Raw genomic sequence first — 16,958 nt, forward strand, 5'->3', positions numbered from 1 at the left:
TAATCTTCAATCCTCCCTCAGATCAAGGAATTGTATGATGCGTTTCAAAGATAAAGTCGTAATCGTCACCGGTGGTGCAAGCGGTATCGGTGAAGCCAGTGTCCGTGCCTTTGCCCGCGAAGGCGCTAAAGTGGTGATTGCAGACTTCGCTGATCACGGACAGGCTCTTGCCGATGAACTGGGCGCGGATAAAGCGCTGTTCATCAAAATTGATGTGACAGATTCTGAAGCCGTTCAGGCGATGATTACCAAAACCGTGGCTCAGTTCGGTCGTCTCGATGTGATGTTCGCCAATGCCGGTATTGCTGCTGATGGGCCGATTGATGAACTCGAAGAAAGCGCGTGGCAACGCACCATCGATATTAACCTCGGCGGTGTTTATCTCTGCGACAAATATGCCATTCAGCAATTTCTCAAACAGGGCGGCGGTGTCATTGTCAATTGCGGTTCCATTCACAGCCATGTCGGCAAACGCGGTGTAACAGCCTATGCTGCGGCCAAAGGCGGCGTGAAACTACTCACCCAGACTTTAGGGATTGAATACGGCGCGAAAGGTATTCGCGTGAATGCTGTCTGCCCTGGCTATATCGACACACCACTGCTCAGCCATATTCCGGATGACGCCAAAGAGAAATTAGTTGCCCTGCACCCGATGGGACGCCTTGGTCGTGCGGAAGAAGTGGCTAATGCAGTGCTGTTTCTCGCCAGTGATGAGGCTTCCTTTGTTACCGGCTCATCTCTGATGGTCGACGGCGGCTATACCGCACAATAAAAAGACAAATAAAAAAGCCGGACTGTTTTGCAGTCCGGCTTTTTGTACGATTACTAAAACTCAGGCTTGGATGCCATAAATCTGATCGGCACGTTTTTCAAAAGCTTCGGCAAATTTGCGAAATGCCAGATCGAACATTGATCCCATCACCAGTCCGAGCGTGCGGCTTTTAAATTCATAATCAATGAAGAAATCCACATCGCTCTGCGAACCGTCACCCACCGGCACAAATGTCCAACGGTTGTCGAGATAGCGGAACGGCCCGTCAATATATTTGACCTCGATCACACGCTCATCCGGTTTCAGCAGCACCTGTGTGGTGAATGTCTCACGGATCAGTTTGTAACCAACGGTCATATCGGCAACCAGTAGTGTTTTCCCGTCGCGCTCTTTACGGGAGCGAATGGTCAATGCCTCACACATCGGTACAAATTGCGGATAAGTCTCAACATCCGCGACAAGAGCAAACATTTGCTCCGCGCGGTGCTGAACCTGACGTGTGGCAGTAAATTGCGGCATAAGCTTATCAGTTATACTGTTTTAGTTACGGCTGGCGATCAGAGCTTCACGAGCTGCACGCAGCTTGGCAAAATCATCGCCCGCATGGTGCGATGAACGGGTCAGCGGGCTGGAAGCAACCAGCAGGAAGCCCTTGGTTTTACCAATTGTTGCGAAAGATTTGAACTCATCCGGTGTCACATAGCGGATAACCGCATGGTGCTTACGGGTTGGCTGCAAATACTGACCAATGGTCATGAAATCCACATCAGCCGAACGCAGATCATCCATCAGCTGCAGAATTTCATTACGCTCTTCGCCCAGACCAACCATGATACCTGACTTGGTGAAAATGGTAGGGTCGAGTTCTTTCACACGCTGCAACAGACGCAGGGAGTGGAAGTAACGAGCACCCGGACGCACTTTAAGATAGTTGGACGGCACAGTTTCCAGATTGTGGTTGAACACATCCGGGCGCGCTTTAACAACGATCTCCAGAGCACCTTCCTTACGCAGGAAGTCCGGTGTCAGAATTTCGATTGTAGTCTGCGGGCTGGCTGCGCGGATTGCGTGAATCACTTCAGCAAAATGCTGTGCGCCGCCATCGGCCAGATCATCGCGGTCAACGGAAGTGATAACCACATGGGTCAGCCCCATCTGTTTCACGGCCTTGGCCACATTTTCCGGCTCATTAGGATCAAGTGTCGTCGGGATACCGGTCGATACGTTACAGAAAGCACAGGCACGGGTGCAAATTTCACCCATAATCATAAATGTCGCGTGTTTCTTATCCCAACACTCGCCGATATTCGGGCAACCTGCTTCCTCACAAACTGTCACCAGCTTGTTGGAGCGCACGATATCACGGGTTTCGCCATAGCCGCGTGAGGTCGGTGCCTTCACACGAATCCAGTCAGGCTTTTTCAAAAGTGCTGTGTCGGGCCGGTTGGCCTTCTCAGGATGACGAAGGCGTTTTCTGTCGTCGTTTACCGTGTCCAGAAGCGTAACCATATGTCTTTCCCAAAACGGCCGAAAAGGCCTTCAGATTTCGTATCACCGGAAAAACCGGCAAGAATAGTGCGCCTGCATAGCAGGGAGGAGGTCAGAGGTAAACAAATATGCTTTAAACCCTGCCCGCCTCAAATGCCGTAACAGCTCATATAGGCTGTTCAGCTTTTTATACAACCGGACTCAGCGTCGCGCCGCCTCACCCAGTGCTTTGAACACCAATGCCCAGATCAAACCGAAGCAAAATCCGGCTGCGCCCAGCGCCAGTGTCACTGTCCATACGCCATACCAGCCGGAAAGCGCATAGCCATTGATTGAAATCACGTTACCGGCCAAAAAACTAAGCGCAGATACACCAAAACCGAGCCCGAGACCAATCAGCGTTGAATATTTCAACACTGTCAGAGCGGCCTTACGAAAGGGATATCCGTCTTTAATCAGCGGCACATAATTTCCTTTGGTTCAAGTGGCCGGATTTTAACTCCGGCCACATCTGCATTTCAGCACTTAGATATTGATAGCCTTGCCATAAGCATCCAGCACACTTTCCTTCATAGTTTCGGAAATTGTCGGATGCGGGAATACGGTGTGCATCAGTTCTTCTTCAGTGGTTTCCAAGTTCATGGCAACCACAAAGCCCTGAATGAGCTCGGTTACTTCTGCACCAACCAGATGGGCGCCAAGCAACTGACCGGTCTTCTTATCGAAAACAGTCTTAACCAGACCCTGATCTTCGCCCAGAGCAATCGCTTTACCGTTCGCAACAAACGGGAAGCGGCCTACGCGGATATCATAACCCTGCTCTTTGGCTTTTGCTTCGGTCAGGCCGACAGAAGCCACCTGCGGGTTACAATAGGTGCAACCCGGAACCTTGGCTTTATCCAGCGGATGAACATTTGGCAGACCTGCGATTTTCTCAACGCAGATAACAGCTTCATGCTCAGCTTTATGTGCCAGCATCGGCGCACCGGCTACGTCACCGATGGCATAAATACCGGCAACACTGGTCTTGCAATATTCGTCAGCAACGATGCAGCCACGGTCGGTTTTTACACCAACAGATTCAAGGCCGATATTTTCGATATTGCCCTGTACACCCACAGCCGAGATCATACGATCAACGGTCAGTGTCTGCACTTTACCGTCTTTGGTCTCAACATGAGCGGTCACGGAATTCGCGCCCTTCTCAACCTTCGAAACTTTAGCTTCAGTGATGATTTTCAGGCCGCGCTTTTCAAGCTGCTTACGGGCAAAGGCGGAGATTTCCGCATCTTCAACCGGCATGATATTCGACATCAGTTCAACAACAGTCACGTCAACGCCCATGTCGTTGTAGAACGAAGCGAATTCGATACCGATCGCGCCCGAGCCCATAACCAGCATGGTCTTTGGCAGTTCTTGCGGAACCATGGCTTCGAAATAGGTCCAGATCAGCTTGCCATCCGGCTCAATGCCCGGCAATGCACGCGGACGTGCGCCAGTCGCAATGATGATGTGCTTGGCTGTATAAGTCCCTTCACCGAGTGTATTCTTTGGCTGCGGAGCCTGCGGCTGCATCGGTGCCTTGCTGGTCTTGCCAACAATGATTTCGCCCGGCTTGGTGATCTTGGCTTCGCCCCAGATCACATCAACCTTGTTCTTTTTCATCAGAAAGCCAACGCCGCCGTTCATGCGCTCGGCAATGCCGCGCGAACGGGCAACAACAGCACTGATATCCGCTGTAATGGTGCCTTCCAGCTTTAATCCGTAATTTTTGGCATGTTCTGCCAGATGCTTAACTTCAGCGGAACGCAGCAGCGCCTTGGTCGGGATACAACCCCAGTTCGAGCAGATACCAGCCAGATGCTCACGCTCAACAACAGCGGTTTTCAAGCCAAGCTGCGCTGCACGAATAGCGGCCACATAACCACCCGGACCGGCACCGACTACAATAACGTCGTAACTGTTGGACACGCTCATTCTCCTTGAATGGTTTCTATGCCGGTTACCGGCGCATCATTCATTTTATCTATTTGTTTTCGCGTATCTTGATCCGAAAACCGCTTCACACTTTTCGGGATACGCTCTTATAACTACAAACCCAGTATCAGGCGCACAACAGGCTCCAGTGCCTGCCCGATTGCCCGTGTATTCTCTGCATCCAGATGCACACCGTCCAGCGGCGTGGTTTTGGCAACGCCGGATGCGTCAAAGAAATTGCATTCCGTCTCATCTGCAAGATCCGACAGCAGCAATCCCAGCTTGCGCGATTCCGCAATGCCACCGGCAAAAAGCGAGGCAAAAAACGGATCAGCGCTTTCGCAAATATGCGGCGGCGCAACAATCAAAATATCCGGCGCCGCATAACCTTCACGATACGGATGGTTGCGGATTTGCTGGATCAGTCTGCGTGTTCCGCAATGGCTGGAAAAAGCATCGCCTGCAACCTGCGGCTTCATATCATTGCTGCCGAGCAGAATGATCACCAGATCAAGCGGTGCATGGGTACCCAGCAATGTCGGCAGAATACGCGAACCGTTACGGTCTTCCGGCGCAGTATAATCGTCAAAAGCAGTGGTGCGTCCGTTCAATCCTTCAGCAATCACATGTGCCTGAGAACCGAGCGCCTTCTGCAAAACAGATGGCCAGCGGTCTTCCAGAGGTAAACGCTCACCATCCGGTGCCTGATAGCCCCAGGTCAGTGAATCACCAAAACATAAAACTGACTTCATGTTTCCGCCTTTTGCGAGAAAGGAACGGCGCCTCAGAAAACTGAGGCGCCTGTTTTTTTCTTAGACCAGCAGGCTCAGCGGGTTTTCAATGTAGTTCTTGAAAACCTTCGCCAGTTCTGCAGCCAAAGCGCCGTCAACGGCACGATGGTCGGTGGAAAGCGTAACAGACATGACGTTTGCCACAGCCAGTTCGCCGTTTTTAACGACTGCACGCTGTTCACCGGCACCAACTGCAAAGATTGTTGCATGTGGCGGGTTGATGATCGCAGCGAAGTCTTTCACACCGAACATACCGAGGTTGGACACCGAAGTGGTACCGCCCTGATATTCAGTTGGCTTCAGCTTACGGTCGCGGGCGCGCTTGGCCAGATCTTTCATCTCGTTGGAGATGGCAGAAAGTGCCTTGGTTTCTGCGCCGCGAACGATTGGCGTGATCAGACCACCCGGAATGGAAACGGCAACGCCGACATCCGAATGTTTGTGCTTGACCATGCCTGCATCAGTCCAGGACACGTTGGCCTCAGGAATATCACGCAGCGCCAGAGCTGTTGCTTTGATAACCAGATCGTTGACCGACAGCTTGTACGCAGGTACTTCGCCTTTTTCAGTCTTGATAACCGGTGCAGCAGCATTGAGCTGTGCGCGCAGAGCCAGCAGAGCATCCAGTTCGCAATCAATCGTCAGATAAAAATGCGGAACCGTCAACTTGGATTCCATCAGGCGGCGCGCAATAACCTTACGCATACCGTCATGTGGTACCAACTCGTATGAGCCTTCCTCAAACATTTTGAGGGTCGCTTCATCCGATGCGCCGGAAGCAACAGCAGCCTGAGGTGCTGCAGCACTTGGTGTTGCGGCAACAGGTGCTTTAACGCCGGAAGCAATCGCAGTTTCAACGTCCTTACGGACGATGCGGCCATGCGGACCGGTGCCGGAAACGGCAGACAGTTCAACGCCGGCTTCTTTAGCGATGCGACGTGCCAACGGCGAAGCGAACAGACGTTCGCCTTTTGCGGCAGGAGCAGCAACCGGAGCCGGAGCAGCAGCAGGCGGAGGTGTTGCAGCCGGAGCCGCAGCAACTGGTGCCGGTGCGGCTGCAGGAGCAGCTTCAGCCTTTGGAGCAGCGGCAGGTGCATCACCCGAAGCTGCCTTGGCAGCTTCAGCAACATCTTCACCTTCTTCTGCCAGAACGGCGATCAGGGCATTGACCTTCACGCCTTCAGTGCCGCCAGCAACAACCAGCTTGGCCACGATACCTTCATCAACAGCTTCCACTTCCATGGTCGCCTTGTCGGTTTCGATCTCGGCAATAACGTCACCTGCGGAGACTTTATCGCCTTCTTTGACCAGCCATTTTGCCAGATTACCTTCTTCCATTGTCGGAGAAAGAGCCGGCATCGTAATTTTGATAGCCATGGTTTTGTCCTTCCCCTTAACGAGTGTAGGTTACAGCTTTAACGGCCTCAACTACTTCCGCAACCGATGGCAGAGCCAGCTTTTCGAGGTTGGCGGCATATGGCATTGGCACGTCTTTACCGGCGATGGTCATGATCGGCGCATCGAGATAATCGAAAGCCTGCTGCATCACGCGGGTTGCAATTTCTGTACCCACGGAAGACTGCGGGTAGCCTTCTTCAACAGTGACGAGACGACCGGTCTTTTTGACCGATTCAATCACAGTCGGCATATCCATCGGACGGATGGTACGCAGATCGATGATTTCAACGTCGATGCCAATTTCAGCCAGCTCTTCAGCAGCTTTGATCGCATAGGTCATGCCGATACCGAAGGACACGATGGTCGCATCTTTACCGACTTTGTGAATGCGGGCTTTACCGATCGGCAATACGAAATCTTCAATGTCCGGCACATCAAATGTGTGGCCGTACATAACTTCGTTTTCAAGGAAGATGATCGGGTTAGGATCGCGGATAGCCGCCTTGAGCAGACCTTTAGCATCAGCAGCCGAATAAGGCATGATGACCTTCAGACCCGGAATATGGCTGTACCATGCAGCATAGCACTGGGAGTGCTGCGCGCCAACGCGGGCTGCGGCACCCGAAGGACCGCGAAACACCATAGGTGCGCCCATCTGACCACCGGACATATACAATGTCTTGGCAGCAGAGTTGATGATCTGGTCAATCGCCTGCATGGCAAAGTTGAAGGTCATGAACTCAACAATCGGACGCAAGCCCGTGTAAGCCGCACCGACACCGATACCGGCGAAGCCGTGTTCGGTAATTGGTGTATCGACAACGCGCTTGTCACCGAATTCAGCCAGAAGGCCTTTGGTTACCTTGTAGGCACCTTCATATTCAGCAACTTCTTCACCCATAACGAAAACGTCAGGGTCGCGGCGCATTTCTTCAGCCATCGCGTCACGCAATGCGTCACGAACAGTGGTCGGCACCATCTTTGTGCCAGCCGGAATATCCGGATCATTAGCAACTTCGAGTTTAGGCGCAGCAGGAACCGGAGCAGCAGGTGTTGAAGCACCTGGCTTCTCGCCGCCAACAACTGGCGCTTCAGAAGTAACCATTGTCTGCTGAGCAGCGGCAGGCGCAGCTGCGCCAATGCTATCGGCACTTTCGCCGTCAGCAAGCAATACAGCGATAGCTGTATTCACTTTTACGCCTTCGGTGCCTTCAGCAATCAGCAGTTTGCCGATGGTGCCTTCGTCAACAGCTTCCACTTCCATGGTCGCTTTATCGGTTTCAATCTCAGCAATGACATCACCGGAAGTGACTTTATCACCTTCCTTTTTCAGCCACTTGGAGAGTTTGCCCTCTTCCATTGTCGGGGAGAGCGCTGGCATAAGAATTTCAACAGGCATAGCGCTCGCTCCTTACAGCAGAATATCAGTGTAGAGTTCAGATGCATCCGGCTCCGGATCATGCTGTGCAAAGTCTGCTGAATCAGCAACAATGTCACGCACTTCCTTATCAATCGCCTTCAGGTCATCTTCCGAGAACCAGCCATTATCCATCATGCGGTATTTAGCCTGCTCGATCGGATCATGCTCGGAGCGCATTTTCTGCACTTCGTCTTTGCTGCGGTATTTCGCAGGGTCGGACATCGAGTGACCACGGTAACGATAGGTCTGCATTTCGAGAATGATCGGGCCCTTGCCGGAACGTGCCCATTCCAGTGCTTCTTCACTGGCGGCGTTCACAGCGCGCACATCCATACCATCAACCTGAATACCAGGAATATTGAAGGACAGACCGCGACGGGAGAAATCGGTTTCAGCCGAAGCGCGGGTTACAGCAGTACCCATTGCGTAACGGTTGTTTTCGATCACATAAACAACTGGCAGCTTCCAGAGCGATGCCATGTTGAAGCTTTCGTAAACCTGACCCTGGTTGGCAGCACCGTCACCAAAATAGGTGATGGAAACACTGTCATTACCGCGGTAGCGGTTTGCAAAAGCCAGACCGGTGCCGAGCGAAACCTGCGCACCAACGATACCGTGACCGCCGTAGAAATGCTTCTCTTTCGAGAACATATGCATCGAGCCGCCCTTGCCTTTCGACAAGCCGCCCTGACGTCCGGTCAGCTCGGCCATTACGCCGCGCGCGCTCATACCGGCTGCAAGCATGTGACCGTGATCACGATAGGCTGTAATAACCTGATCGCCTTCACGCATGGCCTTCTGCATACCGACAACAACAGCTTCCTGACCGATGTAAAGGTGACAGAAACCGCCGATGAAGCCCATACCATAGAGCTGCCCGGCTTTTTCTTCAAAGCGACGGATCAGCAACATCTCACGATAAGCGTGAAGATCTTCTTCCTTGGTGAACTGATTAGGCTGGGGTGCCTTGAGAGTATTCGACAGAGCTGCCTGCGATTTACCCGCAGCAGTTTTTTGTGCCCTAGGTGCCATATTTTGCTCCCTGTTATGGTGAGCGCAGAATAAACCTCATCGGCAAAACTTACAATACACTAAAACGTGTAATTTTACACTATATAACTTATTGAAAACACTAAGAAAACATCCAATTAACTGCAATTCGGTTAATTGGTCTTTTTGCCTCGATCGACGATAATTGTGACCTCATCCGCATGGGACAGATTCAGGGCACGACGCGCCTGCTCATTCAGAATATCTTTATCAATCGAGCCGTCACGCAACTGCAAAACCTGACGCTCCAGAGACTCTCTCTGCTCGGTCAGATCCGTAAGCTGCTTATTCAATACAACGGTCTGCGCCTGCAATTGTTCCTTGGAATAAATCCCGTAGGCACCATTATAAGCGTGAAAACCGAAATAGGACAAAAACGCAGTGGCCAGAACCGGCACAACCAGTCGACCCTTGATGCTTTTACGCTTTTGTTTTGTCCACATACTCACACCTCTGAGGCAATACGCATCCGATACGCGGATATCTGCCCGAAAATAAGGACTAAATTACCACAACACGATAAATCCCGTCCGATATTTATTTAAAGCATATTAGCCTTAACAGAGACTTACGGAAGACGAGCAAAACTACATTTAATACAAAAAAGGCCTGCATTTTTCATGCAGGCCTCTTCTTAATTTGCTTCAAAGCAGGGTCTTACAGTGCTTTAAAAGCCGAGCGACCAGCATAACGTGCCTGCGAGCCAAGTTCTTCTTCAATACGGATCAGCTGGTTGTATTTTGCCAACCGGTCTGAACGTGCCAGTGAGCCGGTTTTGATCTGACCGCAATTGGTGGCAACAGCGAGATCCGCAATTGTGGAATCTTCTGTTTCACCAGAACGATGCGACATAACAGCAGTGTAACCGTTCTTATGCGCTGTTTCCACGGCATCCATAGTCTCAGACAATGTGCCGATCTGGTTGACTTTAACCAGAATGGAATTGGCAACACCCATCTTGATACCATCACGCAGACGCGCCGAGTTGGTTACGAACAGATCATCGCCAACGAGCTGGGTTTTCTTACCTGTCAGATCGGTGAGGGTCTTCCAGCCTTCCCAATCATCTTCCGACATACCGTCTTCAATGCTGATGATCGGATAGTCAGCGGCCAGCTTGGCCAGATACTCAGCCTGCTGCTGTGGTGTGCGGGTTACGCCCTCACCTTCATAGACGTAGTTGCCGCCTTTGAAGAATTCAGTCGCAGCGCAATCCAGACCGATTGCAATTTCTTCACCTGGCTTGAAACCGGCTTTCGCAATCGATTCCATTACGAAATCCAACGCGGCTTCCGCACTCAGCAGATTTGGTGCAAAACCACCTTCGTCACCAACATTGGTGTTGTGACCGGCTGCCTTCAGGCGGGATTTCAAAGTGTGGAACACTTCCGCACCGTAGCGCACAGCTTCACGCAAGCTTGATGCACCAACAGGCAGGATCATGAATTCCTGAAAATCAATCGGATTATCCGCGTGTGCGCCGCCATTGATGATGTTCATCATCGGCACTGGCAGAATATGAGCATTGGCACCGCCAACATAGCGGTAAAGCGGCTGGCCGGAAGCCTGCGCAGCAGCCTTAGCAACAGCCATGGATACGCCGAGGATTGCATTGGCGCCGAGGCGGCTTTTGTTTGGTGTACCATCGAGATCGATCATGGTCTGGTCGATTTCGATCTGATACTCAGCTTCCTGACCGGCCAGCGCATCGAAAATCACGCCATTAACCGCTTCAACAGCCTGTTCAACGCCCTTGCCCAAATAGCGACTTCCGCCGTCGCGCAGCTCTACAGCTTCATGCGCACCGGTTGACGCACCGCTTGGTACAGCCGCACGGCCAAAAGAACCGTCTTCCAGCGTAACATCAACTTCAACAGTCGGATTACCGCGGCTGTCGAGAATTTCACGACCGACAATATCGATGATCGCAGTCATTGGGAGTATCCTTCCATAAAGCATGCCCAGCAAAATGACGAAGCGGTTTTGCGTAAAGACAATGCGTAAAACAAACCGGTAGAGCCAACACCGCGCCGCCCTCATCAGGCGATACGGCATTACAAAATTTCGCGCTATTGATAACCAATCAGATTGCCGGACGCAAAGGACTTCGGCCAATCAGATGTTAATTTTAAGATTTTTAAACGATATTAAAGTGAAGAGTTTGCGACAGCGCGTGCAATCACTCCGCTTAAAACAAAAAAAGAGCGGTTTGACCGCTCTTTTCTCTTGTTCACATTGCCGCAACCCGACTCTGTTCCGTTTTCTGGAAGGCCTTTGCCAGACCTTCATCACGCGCATAAACATCGTCATAATAACGGATTTTACCGCTCGCCTCATCCGGCCATGCAGTGAAATAAGTCAGGTAAATCGGCACACCGGACGGCACTTTAATACCGCGCTCATTCTTGCCAAAATATTTGGTCAGATTTTCTTTGCCGGTACTCATCACCGCAGAGGCCATGGCACGCGGATCGGCAAGGCGGATACAGCCATGGCTGACCGCACGCATATCGCGCTTAAACGCAGCTTTCGACGGCGTGTCATGCAGATAAATATCATGGCTGTTCGGGAACAGGATTTTCAACTCACCCAGCGCATTATTCGGGCCCGGCTTTTGGCGCACACCAACATTCGCCTTGCCCTGTGCGACGGATGACCAGTTGACCGCGGTTGATGACACAACCTTTCCGCCAACAACCACTTCATAATTATTGCGATCAAGATAACCGGAATCAGCCAGAATACGCGGCATCATTTCATTCATCACAATAGAGCGCGGCACACCCCATGAAGGGTTAAACACCACAGTGCTGATGGTATCATAGAAGAAATGGGTCTGATTACGCGCAGAGCCGATCACCACATCCATTGCCAGCTGTTCTTTGCCCTGATCAAAATATTGAGCGCGATAGGCCGGCTGATTGACGAAAACATAACGCTGACCGAAATCACGCGGTAACCAGCGCAAACGCTCCATCGCATAGAGAATACGCTCCCGCTTGACCGAGGAAGTCTCCCCCTGCAAAGCAGTAATTGTAGCGCGGCCGATCACGCCATCCGGTGTCTTGCCCATCAGCTTCTGATAATCTTTGACCGCAGAAACCAGCTCAGGATCATAAAGCGTTCCGTCTTTATGACGATCAAAAGCATCCTGATAGGAATTAAGGTATCCAGCCGGTGCCTTCTGCACAATCAGTGCCAGAATCTTAGGCAATTCCGCATTATCTTGCCCCGGTTTAATCAATGTATCCGGTGCAACGCGGGCAATCTTTTTGCCTTCAGGCTTCATCGCAGCCAGCTGCTCTTTCAGCTTCTGATAATAGCTGTTCTGCGGATTGAAATCAGCCAATACCTGCGCCGGATCAGAAGCATCTTCCAGAGCCTTCAATACCAGATCAGGTTTGATGCGCTTACGTGGCAGATCGTGGAAGCCGCTCAGACGATTGGCGATCACCCGTCCCTCACCGGCATCCAGCGCATAGCGCAGCGCCCGTGCGGTCAGCGCCACTTCAAAGGCAGCCATTTCACGGATGCGCTGATCTTTTTGTGTAGTGTCAAAGTCAAGATCCGGCACTTTGACAGCATATTCCGCTGATACCAGACCATCTTCTTCAGCGCGCTCGAACAAGGCCAAAACCTCTTCAGCACGCGATGAAACGGCCAGACCATCCGACCAGAGCAATGTCTGCTCCGTCGCATAGAATGTAACGATTGCCTCAGCTAGAGATTGTTCGGCTCTCACATCCGTCGTTTTCAGGGCATCCAGCACCGCAGTTACCAGAGCAGGATCAAGCTGTTTTTCTGCTTTTTCCGATGGCGGATTGATCAAACCATCAGCACGCCGTGGCAGAGTAATGATAAAATCAGCCGCTTGAGTATATAGTGCCGAAGGCGACAAACCGCCTTCTTTTTCAGAAATCGCAGCGGTTACCTGCATATCAACAGTGGTAAAATCCACTTTCACAAGTTTTTCCGGCCGGTAGTCATAAATCTGCGGGCCTTTAACCGCAACAGCCTTGGCAGCAGGTGCTGCTGGTTTGGCTACATTTGCTTGGCCTGCAGGTTTTGCAGTGCGTGCAACCGGCTGCTTCACCTGCGGGGCTTGCTGCACAGGCTGCGGCTGTTGTTGTGCCGCCTCACGCGCTTCACGCTTCTGGCGGAACAGGTCAAACAGATTACTCGCAGCATCCGCCTGCTGCACAGGTGCCAGAACCGCAATACCGGTCACGGCAACAAGTGCGGTCGTCAGAAAAGCATGACGCATAGAAGAACTTACGATCAGGCAGCGGGATTTCAGCGGAGTAGTCATATCTGTCCGTCAGTTCTGGAGAAAAACAAGCGATATTCGCAATTTTCGGGCAGCTATCCGGTACCACGCCTGACCTGTCCAAGCACTGCAATGATTCACTCCCAATAATCTGCGCCATTGTGATTTAGAAACTTTTAACAATAAATATAATTTTAGCATTCAAAGCAGCCTAACCTTCTAATTCCGGTAAAAAGATCAATCTGCCGCAGTGGCAATAGCGGTTACAAGCGCTAAAAGCCGGTCATCTGATAATTTTACGTCTATCCGCGCTGCTCAGAAAATCTGAAGCGAAGACAGACAACAAGGTGATATATGGCTGAGCAATTGAATACCGGAATGTTTCCGCTTGGTGAGGACACAACCCCCTATCGTAAACTGACATCCGAGCATGTTTCGGTTGATACATTCAAAGGTCAGGAAGTTTTGACCGTTGAACCGGAAGGTCTGCGCTTGCTGGCCGAGGCTGCTTTTGCCGATATCAACCATTTGCTGCGCCCTGGCCACTTGCAGCAGCTCAGCAATATTATGGAAGACCCGGAAGCGACTGATAATGACCGCTTCGTTGCCTATGATCTTTTGAAAAACGCCAATATTGCCGCTGGTGGCATCTTACCGATGTGTCAGGATACCGGCACCGCAATTATTATGGGTAAAAAAGGCCGTCGCGTCTGGACTGAAGCCGGCGATGAAAGCGCGCTGGGTTCCGGCGTGATGGATGCCTATTTCAAAAAGAACCTGCGCTATTCGCAGCTCGCACCGCTGGAAATGTTCAAGGAAGTTAACACCAAGAACAACCTTCCAGCACAAATCGACATTTATCAGGAAGGCGAAGACGCCTATAAATTCCTGTTTGTCGCCAAAGGCGGTGGTTCAGCCAACAAGACATTCCTGTTTCAGGGCACACCTTCCCTGCTGACCCATGATCGCATGGTCGAGTTTCTCAAAGAGAAAATCCTGACGCTCGGCACATCGGCCTGCCCGCCATACCATCTGGCGATTGTGATCGGCGGCACCTCGGCAGAACAGAATCTCAAAACTGTTAAGCTCGCCTCCACCCGTTATCTCGACAGCCTGCCAACCAAAGGCTCTTCAGTCGGCCATGCGTTCCGCGATGTGGAGATGGAACAGGAAATCCACAAACTCACCCAGTCTCTGGGTGTCGGCGCGCAGTTTGGCGGTAAATATTTCTGCCATGATGTCCGTGTTATCCGTCTGCCACGCCACGGCGCATCGCTGCCGATTGGTCTGGGCGTTTCCTGCTCGGCTGACCGTCAGGCTAAAGGCAAGATTACCAAAGACGGTATCTTCCTAGAAAAACTGGAAACCAATCCGGCGAAATATATGCCTGACATTGACGAAGCCAAGCTCTCCGACAGCGTGGTGAAGATTGATCTCAACCAGCCAATGGCAGAGATTCTCAAGACCCTGTCGCAGCATCCGGTCAAAACCCGTCTGTCGCTGACCGGCTCCATCATCGTGGCACGCGATCTGGCACACGCAAAAATCCGTGAACGTCTGGAAAACGGCGAAAGCATGCCGGATTATTTCAAAAATCATCCGATTTATTATGCAGGTCCTGCCAAGACACCGACCGGTTACGCATCGGGCTCCTTCGGCCCAACAACAGCTGGCCGTATGGATTCCTATGTCGATCAGTTCCAGTCTTTCGGTGGCTCCATGGTGATGCTGGCTAAAGGCAACCGCTCCCGTCAGGTGCGCGATGCTTGCGGCAAACACGGCGGCTTCTATCTCGGCTCCATCGGCGGCCCTGCTGCGCGTCTGGCTCAGGACTGCATCAAGAAAGTCGAAGTGGTTGAATATGCTGAACTCGGCATGGAGGCCATCTGGCGTATTGAAGTTGAAGATTTCCCTGCCTTCATCGTTATTGATGACAAGGGTAATGACTTCTTCAAGGAACTGAACCTGTCATAATATCTGATCCAAAAGCCGCTCTGGCAGGCTGCAAATGGCGCCTTCTGTGTTTCCGGTGCTCACGTACCAGTATGTACGCTCCGCTCCGGTTCTCGAAGTCATCATTTTCGCCAAGCCATACCGCTTTTTGATTCAGATATTTCCAAACAAAAAGCCGGAGGAAACTCCGGCTTTCTTTTTAGTGAAACTTCGGTTCGCGGCTGAGATTCTTCTCTTTCAGCTCATCAAGATAGCCCTGCCAGCGGGTTTCATATTCTTCACCCAGCTGATGCAGGTAAATCCATGTGAACAGACCGGTATCGTGCATATCGTCAAAACTAATGCGCACGGCATAATTACCAATCGGATCAATCTTCATGATACCAACATTGATCTTACCAGGCACTGTCACGCGCTGTTCCGGTGAATGTCCCTGTACTTCAGCTGACGGCGACAAGACGCGCAGCATTTCCGCAGGAAATGAATAATTATGCCCGTTATTGAATGTCACAGACAGGGTTTTCCGGTCTTGGGAAACCCGCAGTTCTTCCGGCCAGATATCGCTCATTGAATGATCCACCATATTCTTATCTGGTTCTGTGGTAGTCTCAGAACGGGAGCAGGACAAGACCTTGTTTGCGCGTTACTTCTCCCCATGCGTGACATAATGCAACTGGACAGTGCCATATGTTGAACTTATCTCTCTTATATAGACATAGTATTTGAGCAAACCGGCATACGGAAATATGGATTTAACAGCACAAAACATCAGCAAAACTGCGCCTGCAGCCCCGATGATCGACCCGTTTGGGCGGGCAATCACCTATTTGCGCGTTTCTGTGACTGATCGCTGTGACTTCCGCTGCACCTATTGCATGGCGGAACATATGACCTTTTTGCCCAAAAAAGATCTGTTATCGCTGGAAGAACTCGACCGCCTCTGTTCAACTTTTATTGATAAAGGCGTGCGCAAAATCCGTCTCACCGGTGGTGAGCCTCTGGTGCGCAAAAACATCATGCATCTCATTGGCAGCCTGTCGCGCCATATTGAGGCAGACCGGCTTGATGAACTGACACTGACAACCAACGGCTCCCAGCTTTCACGCTATGCGGAAGAGCTTGCCGCCTGCGGTATCAAGCGCATCAATGTTTCTCTCGACACGCTGGATGCGGAAAAGTTCAAGACGATTACCCGTTGGGGTGATCTGGCACAGGTGCTGCGCGGCATTGATGCGGCTCAAAAAGCAGGCCTGCATATCAAGCTGAATGCCGTGGCGCTCAAAGGTTTCAACGATCATGAAATTCCGGACATGCTGCGCTGGGCGCATGGCCGTGGCATGGATATGACCCTGATTGAAACGATGCCGATGGGTGAGATTGATCTTGACCGTACAGATCAGTATCTGCCGCTCTCTATGCTGCGTGCCACGCTATCACGCCAGTTCACTATGACTGATATTCCCTATCAGACCGGTGGCCCAGCCCGTTATGTGCAGATTGCGGAAACCGGCGGCCGTCTTGGCTTTATTACGCCGATGACTCATAATTTCTGCGAAAGCTGCAACCGCGTGCGCATTACTTGCACCGGCACACTCTATATGTGCCTTGGTCAGGAGGATGCGGCTGATCTGCGTGAGCCGCTGCGTGCAAGCACTGATAATGCGCTGCTCTCAGACGCAATCGACGATGCAATTCTGCGCAAACCGAAGGGTCATGACTTCATCATTGACCGCCGCAATAACCGCCCTGCAGTCTCGCGCCATATGAGCGTTACAGGCGGCTAAAAACACATTCCTGCATTCCATTGATTTTAATAGCATTTTATTTTGCTGTGCATGACGC

15 protein-coding genes are annotated in these 16,958 nt (G+C 51.5%); 3 read left to right on the plus strand and 12 right to left on the minus strand.

Translation table 11 applies throughout. The annotated features are described in order from the left end of the window. The first annotated feature begins 37 nt into the window (after positions 1-37). Positions 38-772, plus strand: a complete 735-nt coding sequence (locus QUF18_RS09880; protein WP_289387161.1) for an SDR family NAD(P)-dependent oxidoreductase — start codon at positions 38-40, stop codon at positions 770-772. Between the two features lie 60 nt (positions 773-832). On the opposite strand, the gene QUF18_RS09885 is transcribed toward QUF18_RS09880, so the two are convergent. The 11 genes from QUF18_RS09885 to QUF18_RS09935 all read right to left on the minus strand — a co-directional run bounded on the left by QUF18_RS09885 (position 833) and on the right by QUF18_RS09935 (position 13,205). Then, a complete protein-coding gene (locus QUF18_RS09885) occupies positions 833-1,291 on the minus strand; it encodes a type II toxin-antitoxin system RatA family toxin (protein ID WP_289386890.1) in 459 nt (152 codons plus the stop codon). 21 nt (positions 1,292-1,312) lie between these two features. Next, positions 1,313-2,281, minus strand: a complete 969-nt coding sequence (gene lipA, locus QUF18_RS09890; protein ID WP_289386891.1) for a lipoyl synthase — start codon at positions 2,279-2,281, stop codon at positions 1,313-1,315. Positions 2,282-2,461: 180 nt separating this feature from the next. Continuing rightward, entirely contained in the window at positions 2,462-2,659 is a 198-nt protein-coding gene (locus tag QUF18_RS09895) for a hypothetical protein (RefSeq protein ID WP_113943227.1), read from the minus strand. A gap of 126 nt (positions 2,660-2,785) precedes the next feature. Continuing rightward, complete coding sequence (gene lpdA / locus QUF18_RS09900; RefSeq protein WP_289386892.1) at positions 2,786-4,231, minus strand: dihydrolipoyl dehydrogenase; 1,446 nt, start codon at positions 4,229-4,231, stop codon at positions 2,786-2,788. Positions 4,232-4,350: 119 nt separating this feature from the next. Next, positions 4,351-4,989, minus strand: coding sequence for an SGNH/GDSL hydrolase family protein (locus QUF18_RS09905; RefSeq protein ID WP_289386893.1), 639 nt, complete (start codon positions 4,987-4,989; stop codon positions 4,351-4,353). Positions 4,990-5,049: 60 nt separating this feature from the next. Next, entirely contained in the window at positions 5,050-6,405 is a 1,356-nt protein-coding gene (locus QUF18_RS09910; protein WP_289386894.1) for a pyruvate dehydrogenase complex dihydrolipoamide acetyltransferase, read from the minus strand. 16 nt (positions 6,406-6,421) lie between these two features. Continuing rightward, entirely contained in the window at positions 6,422-7,825 is a 1,404-nt protein-coding gene (locus QUF18_RS09915) for a pyruvate dehydrogenase complex E1 component subunit beta (protein WP_289386895.1), read from the minus strand. A gap of 12 nt (positions 7,826-7,837) precedes the next feature. Further along, the gene (gene pdhA, locus QUF18_RS09920) at positions 7,838-8,878 is read right to left on the minus strand and encodes a pyruvate dehydrogenase (acetyl-transferring) E1 component subunit alpha (protein WP_289386896.1); all 1,041 of its coding nucleotides are present in this window, start codon (positions 8,876-8,878) and stop codon (positions 7,838-7,840) included. A 131-nt stretch (positions 8,879-9,009) separates the two neighbouring features. Beyond that, entirely contained in the window at positions 9,010-9,339 is a 330-nt protein-coding gene (locus tag QUF18_RS09925; RefSeq protein WP_289386898.1) for an FtsB family cell division protein, read from the minus strand. A gap of 214 nt (positions 9,340-9,553) precedes the next feature. Further along, the gene (eno, locus tag QUF18_RS09930) at positions 9,554-10,831 is read right to left on the minus strand and encodes a phosphopyruvate hydratase (protein ID WP_289386899.1); all 1,278 of its coding nucleotides are present in this window, start codon (positions 10,829-10,831) and stop codon (positions 9,554-9,556) included. Positions 10,832-11,126: 295 nt separating this feature from the next. Beyond that, complete coding sequence (locus tag QUF18_RS09935; RefSeq protein ID WP_289386900.1) at positions 11,127-13,205, minus strand: L,D-transpeptidase family protein; 2,079 nt, start codon at positions 13,203-13,205, stop codon at positions 11,127-11,129. A 312-nt stretch (positions 13,206-13,517) separates the two neighbouring features. Between QUF18_RS09935 and QUF18_RS09940 the strand changes: the two genes are divergently transcribed. Then, a complete protein-coding gene (locus QUF18_RS09940; RefSeq protein ID WP_289386901.1) occupies positions 13,518-15,137 on the plus strand; it encodes a fumarate hydratase in 1,620 nt (539 codons plus the stop codon). Between the two features lie 178 nt (positions 15,138-15,315). Here the strand turns inward: QUF18_RS09940 and QUF18_RS09945 are convergent, their stop codons facing one another. Then, positions 15,316-15,684, minus strand: coding sequence for a gamma-butyrobetaine hydroxylase family protein (locus QUF18_RS09945; protein WP_289387162.1), 369 nt, complete (start codon positions 15,682-15,684; stop codon positions 15,316-15,318). A 178-nt stretch (positions 15,685-15,862) separates the two neighbouring features. Between QUF18_RS09945 and moaA the strand changes: the two genes are divergently transcribed. Then, entirely contained in the window at positions 15,863-16,900 is a 1,038-nt protein-coding gene (gene moaA, locus QUF18_RS09950; protein ID WP_289386902.1) for a GTP 3',8-cyclase MoaA, read from the plus strand. Positions 16,901-16,958: the final 58 nt, after the last annotated feature.

It is taken from the genome of Pseudochrobactrum kiredjianiae, from assembly GCF_030362795.1.
GTDB classification, from domain to species: Bacteria; Pseudomonadota; Alphaproteobacteria; order Rhizobiales; family Rhizobiaceae; genus Pseudochrobactrum; species Pseudochrobactrum kiredjianiae.